This is a genomic window from Providencia sp. (genome assembly GCF_003533305.1).
Taxonomy (GTDB): Bacteria; Pseudomonadota; Gammaproteobacteria; order Enterobacterales; family Enterobacteriaceae; genus Providencia.
In genome coordinates, this window is the sequence record NZ_DOEH01000010.1 from 91,774 (window position 1) to 107,950 (window position 16,177).

16 protein-coding genes and 1 pseudogene are annotated in these 16,177 nt (G+C 39.6%); 9 read left to right on the top strand and 8 right to left on the bottom strand.

Features of this window, described 5'->3' with window-relative positions; genetic code table 11:
* Position 1 precedes the first annotated feature (1 nt).
* From sgcC to DD649_RS04515, 8 genes and pseudogenes are all read left to right on the top strand, one after another.
* Positions 2 to 1,315: a PTS sugar transporter subunit IIC SgcC gene (gene sgcC, locus DD649_RS04480; protein WP_294104045.1), complete on the top strand. Its 1,314-nt coding sequence runs from the start codon at positions 2 to 4 to the stop codon at positions 1,313 to 1,315.
* An 11-nt stretch (positions 1,316 to 1,326) separates the two neighbouring features.
* Positions 1,327 to 2,133 (top strand): BtpA/SgcQ family protein, encoded by an 807-nt coding sequence (locus DD649_RS04485; RefSeq protein WP_294104046.1) that lies wholly within the window; start codon positions 1,327 to 1,329, stop codon positions 2,131 to 2,133.
* Positions 2,134 to 2,255: 122 nt separating this feature from the next.
* On the top strand, positions 2,256 to 2,690 hold the full coding sequence (locus tag DD649_RS04490) for a PTS sugar transporter subunit IIA (protein WP_336429271.1): 435 nt from the start codon (positions 2,256 to 2,258) through the stop codon (positions 2,688 to 2,690).
* Between the two features lie 21 nt (positions 2,691 to 2,711).
* Positions 2,712 to 3,341 carry an epimerase gene (locus tag DD649_RS04495; protein WP_294104426.1) on the top strand — a complete coding sequence of 210 codons (630 nt, stop codon included), beginning with the start codon at positions 2,712 to 2,714 and terminating at the stop codon, positions 3,339 to 3,341.
* Between the two features lie 19 nt (positions 3,342 to 3,360).
* Complete coding sequence (locus DD649_RS04500; RefSeq protein WP_294104047.1) at positions 3,361 to 4,134, top strand: DeoR/GlpR family DNA-binding transcription regulator; 774 nt, start codon at positions 3,361 to 3,363, stop codon at positions 4,132 to 4,134.
* Between the two features lie 655 nt (positions 4,135 to 4,789).
* Positions 4,790 to 8,299 (top strand): AAA domain-containing protein, encoded by a 3,510-nt coding sequence (locus tag DD649_RS04505; RefSeq protein ID WP_294104048.1) that lies wholly within the window; start codon positions 4,790 to 4,792, stop codon positions 8,297 to 8,299.
* Between the two features lie 249 nt (positions 8,300 to 8,548).
* Positions 8,549 to 8,884 carry a hypothetical protein gene (locus tag DD649_RS04510; protein ID WP_294104050.1) on the top strand — a complete coding sequence of 112 codons (336 nt, stop codon included), beginning with the start codon at positions 8,549 to 8,551 and terminating at the stop codon, positions 8,882 to 8,884.
* Positions 8,871 to 9,002: pseudogene (locus tag DD649_RS04515) on the top strand (site-specific integrase); the annotation flags it as partial. The gene DD649_RS04510 and the pseudogene DD649_RS04515, both read left to right, overlap by 14 nt.
* Positions 9,003 to 9,136: 134 nt before the next feature.
* Here the strand turns inward: DD649_RS04515 and DD649_RS04520 are convergent.
* From DD649_RS04520 to DD649_RS04560, 8 genes are all read right to left on the bottom strand, one after another.
* Entirely contained in the window at positions 9,137 to 9,589 is a 453-nt protein-coding gene (locus DD649_RS04520) for an IrmA family protein (protein ID WP_294104052.1), read from the bottom strand.
* A 64-nt stretch (positions 9,590 to 9,653) separates the two neighbouring features.
* Positions 9,654 to 10,142, bottom strand: coding sequence for a hypothetical protein (locus DD649_RS04525; RefSeq protein WP_164526516.1), 489 nt, complete (start codon positions 10,140 to 10,142; stop codon positions 9,654 to 9,656).
* A gap of 143 nt (positions 10,143 to 10,285) precedes the next feature.
* Positions 10,286 to 10,759, bottom strand: a complete 474-nt coding sequence (locus tag DD649_RS04530) for a hypothetical protein (RefSeq protein ID WP_017827628.1) — start codon at positions 10,757 to 10,759, stop codon at positions 10,286 to 10,288.
* A gap of 177 nt (positions 10,760 to 10,936) precedes the next feature.
* A complete protein-coding gene (locus tag DD649_RS04540; protein ID WP_017827630.1) occupies positions 10,937 to 11,644 on the bottom strand; it encodes a WYL domain-containing protein in 708 nt (235 codons plus the stop codon).
* 212 nt (positions 11,645 to 11,856) lie between these two features.
* Complete coding sequence (locus tag DD649_RS04545; protein ID WP_294104068.1) at positions 11,857 to 12,693, bottom strand: DUF932 domain-containing protein; 837 nt, start codon at positions 12,691 to 12,693, stop codon at positions 11,857 to 11,859.
* Positions 12,694 to 12,706: 13 nt separating this feature from the next.
* The gene (locus tag DD649_RS04550) at positions 12,707 to 13,132 is read right to left on the bottom strand and encodes an antirestriction protein (protein WP_294104070.1); all 426 of its coding nucleotides are present in this window, start codon (positions 13,130 to 13,132) and stop codon (positions 12,707 to 12,709) included.
* A gap of 90 nt (positions 13,133 to 13,222) precedes the next feature.
* Positions 13,223 to 14,095, bottom strand: a complete 873-nt coding sequence (locus DD649_RS04555) for a GTPase (protein WP_294104072.1) — start codon at positions 14,093 to 14,095, stop codon at positions 13,223 to 13,225.
* A gap of 60 nt (positions 14,096 to 14,155) precedes the next feature.
* Positions 14,156 to 15,094: a hypothetical protein gene (locus tag DD649_RS04560; protein ID WP_294104074.1), complete on the bottom strand. Its 939-nt coding sequence runs from the start codon at positions 15,092 to 15,094 to the stop codon at positions 14,156 to 14,158.
* Between the two features lie 426 nt (positions 15,095 to 15,520).
* On the opposite strand from DD649_RS04560, the gene DD649_RS04565 reads away from it, so the two are divergent.
* Positions 15,521 to 16,099, top strand: coding sequence for an inovirus Gp2 family protein (locus DD649_RS04565; RefSeq protein WP_294104076.1), 579 nt, complete (start codon positions 15,521 to 15,523; stop codon positions 16,097 to 16,099).
* Positions 16,100 to 16,177 lie beyond the last annotated feature (78 nt).

Sequence of the window (16,177 nt, forward strand, 5' to 3'; positions counted from 1 at the left end):
TATGTTTGATTATATACTTTCTCTAGGCGGTACTGTATTTGTCCCAATCGTCATGATAGTGATTGGATTAATATTTCGCATCCCATTGCTACAAGCTATTAAAGCAGGCGTTACAGTGGGGATTGGTTTTGTCGGTATGGGGCTGGTGATTGTCATGGCAATCGATAGCCTAAGCCCCCCTATCAAAATCATGATTGAACGTTTCGGTTTAACATTACACGTCTTAGATGTTGGTGCAGGCCCCGCATCAGGGGTGGGATATGCAACAGCAATTGGCGCGATGATTATTCCAATCATCTTTCTACTGAATATCGGCTTATTGTTTACTCGTCTAACGAAAACAATGAATGTCGATATCTACAACTACTGGCATTACGCAATCACCGGTACAGTAGTACAACTTGCTACAGGAAGCTTGAGCTACGGTATCATCGCAGCAATGTGTCACGCGATGCTGTCCTTAAAAATGGCAGACTGGACAGCAAAACGTGTCCAAGCCATCGTCGGTTTAGAAGGTATTTCGATTCCGCAAGGGTATGGCTCTAGCTCTGTCCCACTCTTTGTTCTACTTGATTCAATCTATGAAAAAATTCCTTTCTTAAAAGGTAGGAATGTCGACGCGCAATCAATCCAAAAACGCTACGGCATGGTAGGCGACCCCGTCATTATTGGGGTGGTACTAGGCTTACTATTTGGACTTGCTGCCGGAGAAGACTTTAAAGGTTGTGCGACTCTCGTAATTACAGTGGCCGCGATTATGGTTCTCTTTCCTCGAATGATCCGCTTAATTGTTGAAGGATTAATCCCTATCTCAGAAGGCGCTCGTAAATTTTTTCAAAAGCACTTTCATGACCGTGAAGTTTATATTGGTTTAGACACCGCCGTCACACTTGGACACCCGACGACCATTGCGGTTGGCCTTATTCTTATTCCTATTATGTTGATATTAGCCAGCATTTTACCGCTGAATAATGTCCTCCCTCTTGCTGATTTACCTGTTGCTCCGTTCTTTATCTGTATGGCAACCGTAATACATCGTGGTGACTTATTACGTACCTTAATCAGTGGTGTGATTGTCATGAGTACCGTTTTACTAATCGCAAGCCAATTTGCCCCTTTCTTCACTGAAATGGCGCGTAACGGGGGCTTCAATTTTGCTGAGAATGGCTCTCAGATTAGCGCATTATCCGTCGGAAACATGTTCGGTTGGTCTATCTATGAATTAATGTCATTTGGTCTTATTGGCGTCGTCGTGACAGTGGGAATTGTCGCCTGCGTCGTCATTTTCTTACGTAATCGTGAATTACCTGAATAAGGAGCATCAAAATGAGTTGGTTAAAGGAAGTTATTGGCACTGAAAAAGCCGTGATCGCGATGTGTCACTTACGCGCGCTCCCCGGTGACCCAGATTTTAATGCCCAACATAATATGCAATGGGTACTAGACAGAGCTTATGACGACCTAATGGCGTTACAAAATGGAGGAGTAGACGCCATTATGTTTTCGAATGAATTCAGCTTGCCGTATCTCACTAAAGTAAAACCCGAAACAACTGCGGCAATGGCACGAATTATCGGTCAGCTAATGGGGGAAATACGCGTACCTTTTGGTGTTAACGTACTTTGGGATCCCGTGGCTTCCTTTGATTTAGCCATGGCAACAGGCGCCAAATTTATTCGTGAGATTTTTACCGGCGCTTATGCAAGTGATTTTGGCGTATGGAATACCAACGTAGGAGAAACTATTCGTCATCAACATCGTATTGGTGCCAGTGGTGTAAAAACGCTGTTCAATATTGTCCCTGAAGCCGCCGTTTATCTTGGTGGTCGAGACATTTGCTCCATTGCAAAATCTACCGTTTTCAACAATAAACCTGATGCTTTATGTGTTTCAGGATTAACAGCAGGCGCAAAAACAGATAGTGCCATTCTAAAGCAAGTTAAAGATACGGTACCCAATACCGTCGTTTTCGCCAACACCGGGGTTTGTCTTGAAAATGTCGAAGAACAGCTCAGTATCGCTGACGGATGTGTTACCGCAACAACCTTCAAAAAAGACGGTATTTTTGCCAACTTTGTTGATCAATCAAGAGTGGAGAGGTTTATGGAAAAAGTCCATGCCATCAGGCAATAAAAAGGAGATAAGCAAAAAACTTATCTCCTAGAAGAATAATACTAGGGGCCGCAATCTTCGCCAAAAGGTAGGCGGCTCCTCGTTAATTAGCATATACCGAACCTTAAAGGAGTCAATAACCAATGATTGACGATGCCAAATGGATCCAAACCAACCAACTTGCTGATAATTGGCAAGAAGCGCTCACCATTGCCTGTGAACCTTTAATCACTCACGGCGCTGCTGAGCCACGATATTTACAAGGCATCATTGATAATACCAAAAGCTGGGGGCCCTATTATCTGATTGCTCCCGGTATTGCAATGCCACATGCAAGGCCAGAACAAGGTGCTATTTATAATCAAGTTACGCTGGCCACCCTTCGTCATCCGGTGGTTTTTGGTCATGAAGATTGCGACCCTGTATGGTTATTAATCAGTGTTTGTGCCACACACAGTGATGATCATATTCGATTAATACAACATATTACTCAAATTATTGATAACCCAATCTTGCTAGATGAAATTCGTCTCGCTAAAACGGCCAATGAGGTTTTCATGCTCTTAAATGCACATTGATTTATACATAAGGAAATAATTATGATCCTACACCCGTCTTTAGCTTCAGCTGATCCCCTTTGGCTAGGAGCCGCTGTTGATAAACTTGCCAATGAAAATATCGGCTCACTACACTTAGATATTGAAGATGGCAATTTTATCAGCAATATCACCTTTGGAATCAAAACAATAAAGGCTATCTCTCTCACCACAAAACAAGCGACATCCGTTCATTTAATGGTATCTCAGCCACTAGTTTGGATAAGAGAACTCATTCCATTTCATCCCAAGTGGATTTTTTTTCACCCCGAAAGCGTTCAAAATCCATCAGAAATTATTACTGAAATAAAAAATATGGGCGCGAAAGTAGGATTATCCCTCAATCCAGCCACACCAATTGCACCTTATCAATATCTATATAAAACACTTGATGCAGTGATGATCATGACAAGTGAGCCTGATGGTCAAAACCAACAATTTATTCCAGCTATGGTGGATAAAATTCAACAAGTTGCACAGTTATTACCACAACTGGAATGCTGGGCTGATGGTGGAGTCGGTTTTGATAACATTTCATTATTAAAAGCCGCGGGTGCAAAACACTTAGTGGTAGGAAGAGCGCTGTTTTCATCCGAGAACTCAACACTAACATTAGACCAATTAAGACATTAAATTCGAAAGGAAACAGTCTATGAGCCTGTATAAATCGGATCGGATCCAACAAATGCTGCATTACCTTTGGAAATGTCGCGAACTTTCTACTCAACAAGCTGTTGAGCTATTTGATTGCGCAGAAGCCACTGTTCGTCGAGATTTTCAATATATTGCGGAACACTACCCAGGAATGACGCGAACTCATGGTCGCCTTGATTTCGATGACAGTACGGCAGATAAAGAATCTCAATTCGATGTTAGGCGCTCATTAAACTGTAAAGCTAAACGAGAAATTGCCTTAATTGCCCGAGAGTTAATTCATGAGGGAGATTGCTTTTTTCTTGATTCAGGCTCAACCTGTCTCGAATTAGCCAAAAGCCTTAATGATATTAAGGTAAAAGTGATTTGCAATGATATAAAAATCGCCAATCAATTGGGCGCATTTGCCAATATAGAAAGCTATATTATTGGCGGATTAATCAGACCCGGTTATTTCACTGTGGGAGAAAGTTTAGCATTAGAAATGTTAAATGCATTTGCAGTTGACCGTGTATTTATGTCCTGCGATGCCCTATCAATCGAAATGGGCATTACCAATGCCACCATGTTTGAAGTCGGTGTAAAACGTCAGCTCATCGCACGCTCACGAGAAGTTATTCTGCTCGCCGATCACTCCAAGTTTGATACCTTTGAGCCCCATGCCGTCGCAACCTTATCCTGCATTAAAACGATTATTAGCGACAGTGCATTACCCAATGAAATTCAACAACGTTACCAACAAGCCGGATGCGAATTAAAGCGCGGTTATTAATGTCACCATCAGATAATAAAAATTAATAAGTGATTATTATTTAACTAAAAAATCTATTTTATATTTCAACTGGCTAGGGATTAATACAAAATACATGAGCAGTGTGCATTTTCACTTTATAATAAACACACTTAGCCTCTTTGATGACTCCCCATTTATCAGGAAGTTATCCAATTATACTATCAAAATGAATTCCATCTCAGCAGGAAAAATCTAATCCATTAAAACGAATAAATAACAACAAAATGAGTTTGACGGTTAAATTCTAGATAAGCCTTATATATCAAATTTTAAGGTTTAGAAAATATGCTGATTTCTGAGATTTCAGTGCGAAGGCCGGACTCGCACATAATACTTAACCTCATGATCTAAATTAAAATATAAAAGTATAAAATTATTTATACCAACGCATGTACCAACAGATGAAATTCTTACTTTTTCTGATGGTTATCTAATACAAGTAATTGTGATGCAGATAGAACAGCACAATCTTATAAGCTATCAGATAACTAACTCTGCATCTAGACCTCTCATCAAGAATTAAAACTAAGTTAAATTTTATATTGAAGTTATCCTGTGAGTATGGAGAATAACTCTCTATATATAAATTTATCTTATTATAATCAATTAAATATTATTATTTTTAGGACAGGAAATGGATGATAACTATCTAAAATTAGCCTCTTATTGGCGAAATTCACTAGCTGATGCGGAGTCAGGAAAAGGGGCTCTAGAAAAACGAGACACGAATAATTTGACTAAGTGGGAAAGTGTTTCATCAGGTCGCCTTGATGACATTATTACTGAGCGTTTTTTTTCCGATGAAAAAGATGATGTAAACACCGTAGATGTTATTTTACGCCCAAAAGTTTTTATGCGGTTAATACAACATGGAAAAGAGCGCTTTGCTGGCAATCCAACATTTGTCACCCCGCTTGTGACACTAGCAAAAATAAATCGAGAAGGTTTTTTATTTCCAACATCAACTTCCGTCATTCCTAGAGATCTACTTGAACCGCTATCTCATGGTTCATTCTCTATTGGTGAAATATCTGAGTATGATAAATATAAAACGACGAATACATCATCATCTATGCATTATGATGAATCTCATTTAGAAACAGAAGAAATTGAAGAAGAAAAAGAGAAAAGATATGAAGGCTATTTCCAAGGATGGAAATTATATTTAGATGACTCATCTAAACTATTAAATAGTATCGCTGACTCTTGGATAAACACTCACGAACAGTATGAACTTGCCGAATACGGATATATACTAAAAAAAGTAGAACCTAAAGGCGCTAGTACTCATATTCTTTCTCTTTATGACCACTTACTTGTAAATAAGAAAGAAGTCCCATTATTTGAGCGGTTTGCTAACTTCACTTCTCCTGAAATCGAGCCATTAATTTCGACTGAAGATACCTTTACTTATCGATTAGGTCATTCTGGGGATAAGTTCCCTTTAGCGCTGGCTCAGCGAGATGCACTAGGTCATTTTCTTAATGCCAATGACGGCGATATTTTAGCAGTCAACGGTCCTCCCGGCACAGGAAAAACGACTTTACTTTTATCCATTATTGCAACACTTTGGACTAAAGCTGCGCTCGAACAAACAAATCCACCAATTGTACTTGCGACTTCTACCAATAACCAAGCAGTCACAAATATTATCGAAGCATTTGGAAAGGACTTTTCCGAAGGAAATGGCGCTATGTCAGGTCGCTGGCTGCCAAATATTAAAAGTTTTGGTGCTTATTTCCCTTCAAGTACCAAGAAAGCAGAAGCAATCAATAAGTACCAGACTGACGAGTTTTTTAAAGAAATAGAATCTAAAGAATATATTGAAAGCGCACTAGATTTTTATTTAAATAAAGCCAAATTGGCATTCCCCAATAAAGATTGTTCATCCCCTGAAAAAGTTATCGCGTTGTTACATGAACAACTCTCCAAGCAGTCCAATAAGTTAATTGAGATAAAGCAAACTTGGGATTCTCTACAAGAAACTCGAGGAAAAATCGCCCAAGTATCCGATGATATAAACTCTTATCTTAATGACCAGACCCTATTACTATCAAAAACACAATCTAAAATAGATAGGTTAAAAATTGCTTCGGTAGAATGGGATAAGTATAGAGCGAATGAATCTCTATTTATTTCATTATTTTCATGGCTTCCACCAGTCGGAAAAAAGCGTTACTACCAAGTTAAGCTGTTCCTTGCTGATAAATTAGATGGCTTCGACATTGAAAAAGAACCAATTGAAATCAATGTTATTGATAGTTTAATTAAAAAATTGCTCGATAGTGAAGAGCAAAAACAAAAGAATTATCAACAACAAATTAATTACATACATCAAATTATCCAGCAAGAAAAAGAGATATTGGCAAAGTGGCTCACCATTGCTTCTGAACTTAGATATGAACAGAGTGAAGAACCAAGCTTGTTACAAATTGATGAACTGGCTGACACACAAATCAGATTTCCTCTATTTTTGCTAACCACTCATTATTGGGAAGGTCGTTGGCTCATTGATGTACTCAATATCGATGAACTTAACAAGGAGAAAGGAAAAAACGGGCTTAAAACAATAGAACGTCACTGGCAACGTAAAATGATGTTAACGCCATGTGTGGTAATGACTTGCTATATGTTACCTAACTATATGCTTTTACCCGCAAATAAAGGGCAAAAAAAGCATGAAAGAGGCTACGCATATAATATTGCTGATTTACTCATTGTCGATGAGGCCGGTCAAGTACTACCTGAAGTTGCTGGAGCCTCCTTCGCATTTGCTAAAAAAGCACTTGTTATTGGCGATACTGCACAAATACCTCCAATATGGAATATCACTCGAGCCATTGACTCCGGAAACATGTTGGAAGAAAAAATTCTGGGTGAAAATACACAAGAACAAATCAATGCAGAATATGACTCAATCACCGAACTCGGAAAGTGTTCAGCTTCTGGTAGTGTAATGAAAATTGCACAATTGTCTTCACGCTACCATTATGACTCCGATTTAGAGAGAGGCATGTATCTTTACGAGCACCGACGCTGCTTTGATAATATCATCGATTACTGTAATGAGCTTTGCTATCAAGGGAAATTACTACCCAAAAGAGGTAATAGTGAAAACCATTTATTCCCAGCAATGGGCTATCTCCATGTCGATGGAAAAGGTGAGCAAAGAAATACGGGAAGCCGTTTCAATCGATTAGAAGCAGAAATTATTTCAGCTTGGTTAATAGAAAATCAACAACGTATTGAAAATCATTATGGAAAACCTATTCAGCAAATAGTTGGAATAGTAACGCCATTCAGTGCTCAAGTTTCAACTATTAAAGATGCTCTTAGTAAACAAGGAATTACTACTGGAACTAGTGAAGGAGCCCTCACTGTTGGTACTGTTCACTCACTTCAAGGTGCAGAAAGAACTATTGTTATATTTTCCCCTGTATATTCAAAACATGAAGATGGCGGTTTTATCGATAGTGATAACAGCATGCTGAATGTTGCCGTTTCACGCGCTAAAGATAGTTTTCTCGTTTTTGGCGATATGGATTTATTTGAAATCCAACCCCCTTCTTCACCAAGGGGATTACTTGCCAAATACTTATTCTTAGAGGAAAGGAATGCCTTACATTTCGAACACAAAGAAAGGCAAGACTTACAAAAATCGAATACCCAAATATACACGCTCCACGGTGTGAAAGAGCACGATGACTTTTTAAATCAAACAATTATTAACACTGAAAAACATATTACCATTATATCCCCTTGGCTAAATTTGCAAAAACTTGAACAAACTGGATTCATTGATTCAATGGCTCAAGCAGCAGCTAAGGGTATCCAAGTAAAAGTGATCACCGATAGAAATTACAATATCCACCACTCTGATCCTGAAAAACGTAAAGAAAGAGAAGTCAATCTTCATAATGCCTTGGAACAATTAGATTCTTATGGCATTGCTACAAAGCTAGTGCGACGAGTTCATAGTAAAATTGTTATCGGAGATGATAATTTACTCTGCATTGGCTCTTTCAATTGGTTTAGCGCATCTCGTGAAGCTAAGTATGAACGATATGATACCTCTATGGTTTATTGTGGTGGAAGTTTGAAAGAAGAAATTCAAGCTATCCACAACAACCTTGAACGACGGTAACATCAATGTATTTGCTCAGACTTAAACTGATAAGGTTCATAGGTAGAACAACACTATTAAACCTGACAGTCTGGTCTGAGCGATGAACGGAAGTTCGTTTTCAGGTAACATAATCATATACAAGAGGATCTCTAAAAGAGAATACGACGTCTAAGTGGGGTACTTACAACGATTCTTGCCGTGTTCACAGTAAGCGCTCTGTTTGGCGTATTTTTATTCAAATAGCAAACACTAATAAAGGAAATTTTCATGAGCAATATTCCATCTATGCCGCAGTTAGGGATTTATGTCTCAAAAATCGATCCCGCCCTGCGCATCACTGTAACCGACGTTGATATTGTTGATGACGATGATGATTCTCCTGATGATGAATTGTTTTATTTAGTCCGCTGGATCGAGGGGGAAGATGAAAGTGATATGTCTGCGATAGAATTTGAGCTAGACCCATTCGAATGGCAGGCTTTCGCTGAGTCTGAGCAATTAGTGTTTGAGCGAGATCCGTACATGGATTCAGTCCCCGAAAATTCAAACCTTGCGAAAATTCGGGATTTACTCATTAAGACTAAACAGAATGACCGTTCGTAAGCCCCCATCAGGAAAGAGGCTTAGTGAGTGTTATCTATTTGGGGCAAACTGCAAACGAGTTCGCAAGCAATTTGCCACCAAAGGTGAAGCACTTTCACATGAACGCTATTTAACAAATAACGTGTCTGACCTGATCCCCGTTGATCAACTCAGACTCTTGTTAGCAACGTCCGCTTTAGCACAGAGTAGCCAGTCAGGTTAGATTTATTTTTTCGTCCCCACTATGCCAGATCAAATCTGAGCTAGTGAACATTATTTTCCCCCTGCCACCGATATCTTAGCCAACTCTGGGTTATTAGCCTCAAAAATCGATAGCGGTAATTCAACCTTATGACCATTCTGATCTTCCACCGCTTTAACCACTTGAAACTCAGCGACATCCTCACAAGGTATTTCTAATCCAGCAAAGGTGGCACGAGTGGCGCTAGAATCGCCAAAAGGTTCCACTTCCAGTACCGTATCCCCTAATACTTTTCCTTGCCTATCTTTCATTCTCAAGGTTATCTCAAGCGCACCAAACTCCGCATGGTCTAGAACCATATGGTTACCGCCATTATCGAGGGTAAATGAATAACCACAGTAGCCTTGGTTAATAAAGTTTGAGCTGGTATGTGTGATGCTCGCATAACGCTGTTGCTCTTCAGCGAAACTAAATGCACTAACTGCCAATAGCCCTATCGCAAATAGGCTTTTTATCTTATTCATTACATTACCTTTTGTTATCTTATATCGTCCTCGCTACCGCAAGTGACGGTAGCGAGAATGTTATTTATTGTTGGTTGGTTTGCAATCCACCTTTAGTACGGTCTTTTTCTTTCCAGCGCGGTCGGTTCTTGCCTGAGAACTCTTTTTGCATACTCCAATATCCAATGGGGTAACGGGCTACAATCGTCCCGCCAACACCAATATCGACCGAAGAGTACTGTCCATTATTAATGGTTCCTTTTTGGACATAAGCGTTAGGGCTACAAGTGCCCGTATCGCGTTGTTGCCAATTTCCGTCAGTTCTTGCCACGATATAAAAATCACCAAATGCACAACCTGATGCGGATTTATGATTTAGTACAGCAACATAATGCTTGGTTGAGCCCACAATCCTACAGGTACTATTTTGGCTTCCACACACTTGCCATAAGGTTTTACCGCCATCACCTTTATACTCCCAAATGGTATTTTTAGGGGGCTGGCTGGTGGCAGAGGCGGGTGATGTCATTAACCACAGTGAGGCTAATGCAGTTACGAATACATATTTTTTCATTATAAATTCCTATCAACATAAATAGAAACGTCAGATTGACGCTTGATGAACACCGTCTAATGGGTGCTTGGTTTTCCCTGATATGGCGTATTCGGTGGTTATCTGGTGAATAAGGCACTCACAACAAAAATGGCTGATCATGGTTAATGTGATGACTGACGGTTTAGTCGCACTGAAATCCAGTGACGAATTCGCCGATGAAGATAAAAGGCAGTGCCAGTGGCGATAAGCAAATCAACCAGTAATATCGTGGTGGCGATACCTTCAGTAAAACCGTATAGCCAACCGGATGACATGATACTCAGTAGGCTAGAGAGGGCTAATCCGATAATGATGGACGAGATAATGGCAATTAATTTGGGGTTGAAATGGATTTTATAATCAATCCCTTTAAAGGCACTCAAAACCCATAAGCCCAATTGCGCCAAAAGTTGTGGGATAACCAAAGCCAAAAGATATAAAACGAAGTACATCAATGTGATCCCATACGGGTTCATGATGAGGGCGATAAGCTGGAAATGTGTTAGCAATACCCCTGTGATCCAAAGGCATAACAAGATACTGATAACGATAGCGATCCGTTCTAAACCCAGTTGTAAGTGTGAAACGGTGTTCATATTTTTAAGCTTCCTTATGTGATGATGAATTCACGGTGTGAGGGTGACTTTGAATGGGCATTTCCCATTCATGACCGCAATCGCGGCACATCCAGCCCGTGCCCCATGCAATAATGTCTTGCTCAGAAGAACAGTGGGGGCAATGTGTGGGATGCGATGCTGGTGGGGTTAATAACGTCATGGTCGGCTCCTTTCTTTGTGTGATGGAAGAGAGGTAAGTACTTGTGATATCAATCGAAAATGCGGTAAGGCAGCGATAAAACTGTTTTGTTGTGACAGTTGCATCACTGCGTGTTTTGGTGTGAAAGGGATATTGAGTGGTTGAACTTGCTGGATATCCTCTAACAACAAGACATGCACTTGCTGGTGGTATTCCGCCAATAAATACCACTGACCTTCACGGTAAATCAGTTGATAAGGTTGTAGTGGATTAAAACGACGCTCAGGCGTAAGTAAGCTAATAGATTGCTTACTGGTAATGGCATACACCAATTGATAGAAATGGTCGGCATGTAGAGCCGAAATCTTATGGGCGTGATGCCAAATCAAACAAGGTGAATGGGGCTGCTGGGTTAACAGTAACCCGAGTAAGCGGCTGTCTAGCCCTGGAAACAACCGAGTCATTCCAATCTGTTTCACAAAGGTAAGAACATCTTTGTCTCGATAAGCTTTTAGCGTATTGATAGGCAAGCGATAACAACCTTGCCGACCTTCTACACCCAGATAAGCCAAGCGTTCACGTAAATCCCGTTGTAACGTGCGTTCAGAAACGTTGAACTCTTGAACTAAACTTGAGAGCACAAGGCTTTCGCCCGCCATTAAGCGAGCAATCAGCGCAGAGAGTCGCACAGCCATGCGGTCATATTTTCGGTTGGTCTGAAACATAACGTATTGCTCTCAATAACGGACAATTAGAAATTACAGGAGTGAGGGAGTTTAACTTAGGGGATTGACAGGTTATGTCTGTTGGGAAAAATTCTCATTAGGCATTTTAATGAAAAATCACTATAAGTAATTCATTGATAAATAACGTTATGCTTTTTATTTGAACGATAAGAATGTAAGGCGTAACGACACAACCTGTCAGGGCGGGAAAATTAGTTGGGGTGGCGGGGAGTGAGTTGGTTAAATAAGGTATCTGCCATCACCCATAAGGCTTTATTGAGTTTGATATCACCATCAATCCCATTAACCGAACGAGTGCGAGCGCGTTTACCTTTTGCGGTTCTGCCTGATAATCCTCCTTTAATCAGGTTTTCTTGTAGACGTTGGTACACTGTCCAGAGGTCTTCTTTCTTATCTTCAACGCGTCGGGGCTGTAGAACTTGCTCTCGTGTGACGGGCTGGAACGCTTCACCAAAGCGGTAGGTCAAAGCCGCTTCAGCAAAGGCTTGCTGGGCGGGTGGAGGTAACAATAATGATTGCATACTTTCGCGTTTTTCAGCCACTTGCTCAAACGTATCGAGTACCTCATATGCCCCTTCAATTACTTTACCCACCACATCCCCTTTATGGGACACACGTACTTCACCTAACACATCACCGCACACCAAACCGTTAGAGCACACGGCTCTAAAGAGTCCCGGTAACATTTGATAGCTACTTGAGCCATCATGGCTATTGAGCAAAATAATTTCAGGGACTTGTATTCCCGTAATTTGGTCATGGCGTCGAAGCCGTAACATATGCTTGGTGTGCTCTCGACGACTGATATCCCGTACACGGGTCTGGCAAGCAAAGAACGGATAAAAGCCTTCTTTTTGCAGGCTATCGAGTAAGGTAATGGTAGGAATATAAGTATATCGTTCACTGCGTGAATCGTGCTTCTCTTCAGAAAACACACTCGGTACAGTACGGAATAACTCTTCGATGGTGAGTGGACGGTCACGGCGAATACTGTTGGCAGAGCCAAAACGCGAAGCTAATAAACTCATGATAGATTCCTGATTAATCAATTAAGTGGAAAATGGCAGCGGATTCGGGATGTTGTGAAGCGTAGTCACGCAACTGATAAAAGCGGTCGCACATGACTTCGCTTTCTGTTTGGAATGACCAGATGCTGTACAAGATCAGACACACAGCAATGCCTGCCGCCTCTTGGCTCACGGTGGCTTTATTGCCGTTGTGCATGTTGAATAGGGTTAAGGTGTCTGCGTTGATATCGGGGTAGATAAAGGCACCGCCATTATTGAGTGAGCCGTACTCCCAGTAACCGCCATGATACTCATCGCAGAATTGGCCCATCGTGGTGAAGATAACCACTTCAAAGGTGGCCCAGCCTTTGACTGCACCAAAATGGTTGAACCAAAAATCAAGGCGTTGTTCATCAGTGACTATTTCCATTGTGATAGCAGATTCAGTTGTGTTGTTCATAAGTTGATACTCCAATAAAAAGAAATAAAAAGCGCCAATCCCGTTAAGGACTGGCGCTAGATGTCATCAATGTTGCGTTAATTTAATAAGCTAAAAGAACAGGCTCCACAGGGATTTAGCGACGGAGACGATGCTGTTTTTGACTGTACCAATCGTGCTTTTTATCAAGACAGGTAGGGGAAGGATGTCTATCAGCGTATCGACGATATCACTGACGCATTGCCCAAAATCATTACGTGCCGAAGTTTCTACAGATTGCGTTCGATAAGGGAGGTTCAGTTGCCTGGCTACCCCGCTACTGGCTTGCGCTGGTAACGCCTGTATGAGTTGCTCTGCTAATTCAGTGAGTTGAAAACCTTCTACCGCAGAGACTGTCATCACAGGGTGGTGCGGCTTGAATGCTGTTATCACAGCTTGTTGCTTCAATTCCAAGTTAGCTACTTGCTCAGAGGATGGTTGCTGGCACACTTCATCCCACTGGCGACAGGGCTCTATCTTGTCGGCTTGGTTCAGCACAAATAGAAATCTCTTAGGTTGATAACCGCATTGCTCAGTGAGAAAGCGATAACACTGTTCATCCGAAGACCATGCTCTGTCATCCGCTTTGAGTACCCAAATGATTAAATCCAGTTCTGGCAATAAGTTATGATAGAGCTGGTGATACTCTTTATCACGCTCAAGACTTTCACCTACACCGGGTAAATCTATAAAGGTAAGCGTGTGATTGTTCATAGTTATACTGAAGCGCTGAGCCTGCCGTGTACAGCCTGAAACATCACTCACTGGCGATAAGGGCGATTGGAATAATGCGTTGATAAGACTGGATTTTCCTGCACCCGTTTTACCCATTAGACCAATGGTGGGGGAATAGTTGATTAGGTGATTGAGTTGGTTGAAAAACAGATTTTTAAATGAAGCAGGAAAGGCGGATATCACCCTTCCTAATTCGGGTTGTAGGTTCATATTACATCCTTGAAAAATCATTGTGGCTATTCAAGTTAATAATATATATCTGTAGTGTTTTTAATTTGCCTTTTTAGCTGTCAATATTAGCTTTTTTAATGGTTCCTCTGGTAAGTCAATTTGCTCAATCATAGCTTCAATAATTTCATTAATATTTTTATTATGAAGCTTTGCTATTTTTTTTAATTTTAACTTTGATTCTTTAGATATATAGGTATTCAATACCTCTTTACCTTTAACGCCATCACGGAATTTCTTTTGACTCCATGCCTTTCTTGTTCTGGAAAGAAAATAATCCACGTGTTTAGGATTTGAAGTGATTGCCCAGTAATCAAAGCAAGAGTTAATTACCTTCCATTTTTCATTCCTTATCAAAAGAGCTATATCGCGAGAAACCTCCACATCTTCTTTCACCATTCTCTTAATCAACCAATCTAATGAATCATCGGTTTTATTAATAAATGAAAATACATCTTTATATTTATCAACATATGACATACTTTTATTTAAAAAATCCAAAAACAAAAATTCAAAATTGCTTTTACTCACCATCATACAAATATAGTCAATAAAACAAATTACATATTTCAATAAAGAATCGCTCCCTATCATCTCATCAAGGTCAAATGGAGAATAACTACTCATTGTCATTATTTGGTGATTATTTTCATTCTCTTTTAGTTTTTCATTATAAAATATCATTAAATAGTTCATTACTATAAGTAAAATTCGCTCATTCTTTAAAGATTTTATTTTTCCAATTTCAATTAAATTTTCTTTATAACAAGACAAACAATTTTCAAAATTTAAAAAAGTATTTCTTTCTGACATATACAATTTTATTTCATCTAACAGATCACGATTAGACTTTCCTTTTCTATTATCAGTGAAATGACCAATATTAAAGTTTTGATCTATTACGATTTTATTTTTTAACAAATAAAACTCTATTGCATATATCTGCCTGTAACCTAAGTAATCATCGTCAATTTTTATCATGAAATTTTATCCTTACCTAGCAATTAACGTAGTATTTTACGTAGCATTTATAGTTACCTTGTATCATGTAAGAAACAGGATTTACGTGCTAAATATCACTATAATAGTAAAATTATAGTTAGAATGAAGGATAATCTTTAGATAAATTAATATCAGAGTTGATCTACTTGAAAAAGCATCAGTTCACCTTTGTTCAAAAGCGCTCTATCGCGGTCATCGGTGATGAGATAGAGAAGAGCCAAGCCGTGTTGGTATAGTATTATATTAATAAAGAAAACCTATCCCATAACCACACCTAGAATATTAATCATTACTCTGTCACTGACTAACTCATCCATATGTTCATCATTTTTATAAAGTGATGAATTCTTATTTTTAACAACATCCATTCTAGATATGAAATAAAACTAACCAAAGGTATCAATCATGTCTAGAAACACCCACAACGAGCATTACATTCAGAAGATAAACCACACTATTCGTAAATCACTATTAACCTGTAATCGTATTACAGCTATCCGTGTTGACTTGCGATTCCCATCAGAAAATATATTTTATTTTAGCGACTCCAGAGTTATCACACGATTCCTCGAATCCTTAAAAGCAAAAATAGATGCTGACCTAAAACGTAAAAATAAAGCATGGAAACGTAACCATTCATGCCCCTTGTTTTATGTATGGGTCAGAGAGTTTGGTGAGATAAACAACAAAAAGCATTACCATGTACTTTTGCTATTAAATAAAGATATTTATTGGAACCTAGGTGATTTCATCAAAACTGAAGGAACACTCTATGCATTAATACAGCAGGCATGGTGTAGTGCTATTGGTGTGAATGAGCGTTATTTAGTTCATATCCCAGATAACGCCGTTACTTGGCTAGATAACAATAATGCCAACAATGAAAGTTCGATATTCGAATTAAACCAACGCTGTCGTTACTTAGCCAAAGAGCATACAAAATATTATGATGATGGCGAGCGTTCTTTTGGATGCAGCCGTTAATCTACCAATAAAAAACATGAGGGGGATATCTTTTGGAAGAGAGATATCCCTAAACATTTATCGATATCCCTTCTGCCT